Origin of the sequence: Clostridium sp., assembly GCF_016650095.1 — a bacterium.
Taxonomy (GTDB): domain Bacteria; phylum Bacillota; class Clostridia; order Clostridiales; family Clostridiaceae; genus Clostridium_AD.
In genome coordinates this window covers 1-3,114 of the sequence record NZ_JAENWL010000404.1, presented here as the reverse complement: position 1 = coordinate 3,114, position 3,114 = coordinate 1, and the positions used below count along the sequence as shown (strand labels likewise).

The 3,114-nt window shown below is 30.5% G+C and carries 2 protein-coding genes; both read left to right on the top strand.

All coding sequences use genetic code 11. The features are described 5' to 3' along the window. Positions 1 to 595 precede the first annotated feature (595 nt). Positions 596 to 2,305 carry an arginine--tRNA ligase gene (argS, locus tag JJE11_RS17075; RefSeq protein WP_291637794.1) on the top strand — a complete coding sequence of 570 codons (1,710 nt, stop codon included), beginning with the start codon at positions 596 to 598 and terminating at the stop codon, positions 2,303 to 2,305. A 266-nt stretch (positions 2,306 to 2,571) separates the two neighbouring features. Further along, positions 2,572 to 3,114, top strand: a 543-nt coding sequence (locus tag JJE11_RS17070) for a ribonuclease H-like domain-containing protein (RefSeq protein ID WP_291637792.1), incomplete at its 3' end; no start/stop codon positions are given.

Below are 3,114 nucleotides of genomic sequence, written 5' to 3'. Positions count from 1 at the left end.
TTCTTTCATATTTAAGTCAACCTTTCTGATTATGAACACCCCATTTATACATTCTTATGAGGTATATTCTACACTATATTTTTGTCTGTTTGGGACATAATCAAAAACGGTATACTAGGACATTATCATAAACGAATCATATAGGGTAAGTTTTTTTGAAAAAAGTTGACAAATTGTACTAATAGCAATATAATATAGTGTATTATCGAGTAATATATAATGATTAAATTCTGTGAAGAGGACAGTACTTTCTTATTAATCTTAAAGCGAGTAAGGGCATAGTGTAAGCCTTATAAGGTATAGGAAGTTAGATGGGTAACTATTTAGCAAAATTAATCCGATTAATTTTAGGAAAAGAACCTTGGAGAAGCTGCCTGAACTAGTTAGAAGTAATAACTTTTGACTCTTATAGGGTAAGTCGCTAACTAGCGTTAAAATATTAAGTGGACTTTATAGTCAACTAGAGTGGTACCGCGGAAATATAACCCGTCTCTTTATTTAGAGATGGGTTTTTTGTTATATTACAAGGAAAACAGGAGGGATAACAGTTAATAACTGTTATCTACCCCAAACGGATACAGGAGGGAAATATTTTATGGATTATAAAAAAGTAGTTGCAGAGAGGATTAAACAACTGGTGGATTTAGATATAGAAACAATAGAGAGTTTAATTGAAATACCACCAAAACCAGAAATGGGAGAATTCGCTTTTCCATGTTTTCAATTAGCGAAAGTCATGAAAAAATCACCTAATATGATAGCTAATGATTTAAAAGGAAAAATTGAAAATGAGGGTTTTGAGAAAATAGAGTGTTTCGGTCCTTATGTAAACTTCTTCTTAGATAAAGGAGTATTTATTAAAAATACTATAGAAAAAATATTAGAAGAAGGAGACAGATATGGTTCATCTAAAATAGGTGAAGGTAAGAATATGATAGTAGAGTATTCATCACCGAATATAGCAAAGCCATTTCATGTAGGACATTTATTCACTACAGCTATTGGTAACTCTTTATATAAGATACTTTCTTTTGAAGGGTACAATTGCACTGGAATTAATCATCTTGGAGATTGGGGAACACAATTTGGTAAGCTTATTTATGCTTATAAAAATTGGGTAGATGAAGAAGCACTAGCAAAAGATCCTATTAATGAATTATTAAGAATTTATGTAAAATTCCATGATGAGGCTGATACTGATCCAACACTTAATGATCAAGCAAAATTATATTTCAAGAAATTGGAAGAAGGCTCTGCAGAGGAAGTTAAGCTTTGGACTAAATTTAGAGATCTTAGCTTAGTAGAGTTTAAAAAGCTTTATAAAATATTAAATGTTGAATTCGATTCTTATGCTGGAGAAAGCTTTTACTGTGACAAAATGGATGACATTGTTAAAGACATAGATTCCAAAGGTTTACTTGTAGAAAGTATGGGAGCTAAAGTTGTAATGCTAGACGAGTATAATATGCCACCTTGCATAATTAAAAAAGCAGACGGCGCAACAATTTATGCAACTCGTGACCTAGCTGCGGCAACTTATAGAAAGAAAACTTATGATTTCCATAAAAATATTTATGTAGTTGGAAAAGATCAAGCTCTTCATTTTAAACAAGTATTTACTACTTTAAAGCTTATGGGTAATGATTGGGCAGATGATTGTATTCATGTACCTTTTGGAACAGTAAGATTTGCTGATAAAAAATTATCAACAAGAAAAGGTGATGTTATTTTCTTAGATGAGTTATTAAATCAAGCAGTGGCTAAGACCCTTGAAGTAATAAATGTCAAAAATCCTGATCTTGAAAACAAAGAAGATGTAGCTAAAAAAGTAGGAATAGGTGCAATAGTATTTACTTATTTAAAAAATCACAGAGAAAGAGATATTGTTTTCAATTGGGAAGAAATGCTTAGTTTTGAAGGCGAAACAGGGCCTTATGTTCAATATACTTATGCAAGAGCAAAAAGCATATTAAGAAAAGTTGGAGAAAATAATAATAAATCTGGAACGATTGTAGAACTTGATTATAATAAACTAGATTCTAAAGAAGAATTTGAACTCGTAAAACAATTAGAAGGGTTTAAAAACTCAATTTTGTACGCTATTGAGAAATTAGAGCCATCAATGGTTACAAGATATGTTATTGAAGTTGCTAAAGCCTTTAATAAATTCTACAATCAGCACAATATAGCTAATTTAGAAGATGAATCTAATAAAAAAGCAAAAATTAAAATGGTAGAAGCTACTTGCATAGTAATCAAGAATGCGTTAGGATTACTAGGGATAGAAGTTGTAGATAGAATGTAAAATATAGATGTTAGTTAATTGAATGTGACGTTATTGCAGTCATTTGCAATAACGTCGTTTTTATTGTATTATTATAGTATAGAAAAATGTAAAACTTGTTTAGGATTACGTAGCAAACAGGTGCATATTTGCATAGCAAATAGAAACACATTTGCTATGCAAATAGAGACATATTTGCTATGCAAATAGAGACATATTTGCTAAACAAATAGAAACACATTTGTTGTAGTGTATGCTTTTCTTTTTTTTATAGATTAGGGGGAACTATGTTTATCAAAAAATATCAAAGTAAGGTTATTTTACCTACTGAAATTTTCAAGAAATACAAGATGGATACTATTGCATATCTAGATATTGAAGCTACTGGTTTTGATTTGGAAAACGATAGGATAGTATTAATATCGTTGGGTTATTACTTAAACGAAGAAGAATTTGAAATTATTCAATTTTTTGCAGAATCACCTCATGAGGAGGAGAGCCTCTTAAAAGAACTTAAAAAGGCTATGGGAAAATTTGAAAGATGGTGTTCTTATAATGGAACAGCATTTGATGAACCCTTCATAGTTAGAAAGATGAATAGATTTAATCTTGGGTTTAGGTTGCCTAGTGAACACATAGATTTGTTTAGAATTATAAGACCTTTCTATAAAAGAATGGGAATGAAGAGCTGTAGTTTAAAAAGTGTAGAGCAGTTTACTGGTATTAAAAGGCAAGATGAAATAAATGGAGCTAAGTGGGTTGAACTGTACAATAAATACCTAGTAAAACATGATGAGAAATTGACGGAAATCCTCATGTTGCACAATTAC

Coding starts and splice junctions, on each gene's coding strand:
- argS (WP_291637794.1), top strand. CDS start 596: ATGGATTATAAAAAAGTAGTTGCAGAGAGGATTAAACAACTGGTGGAT.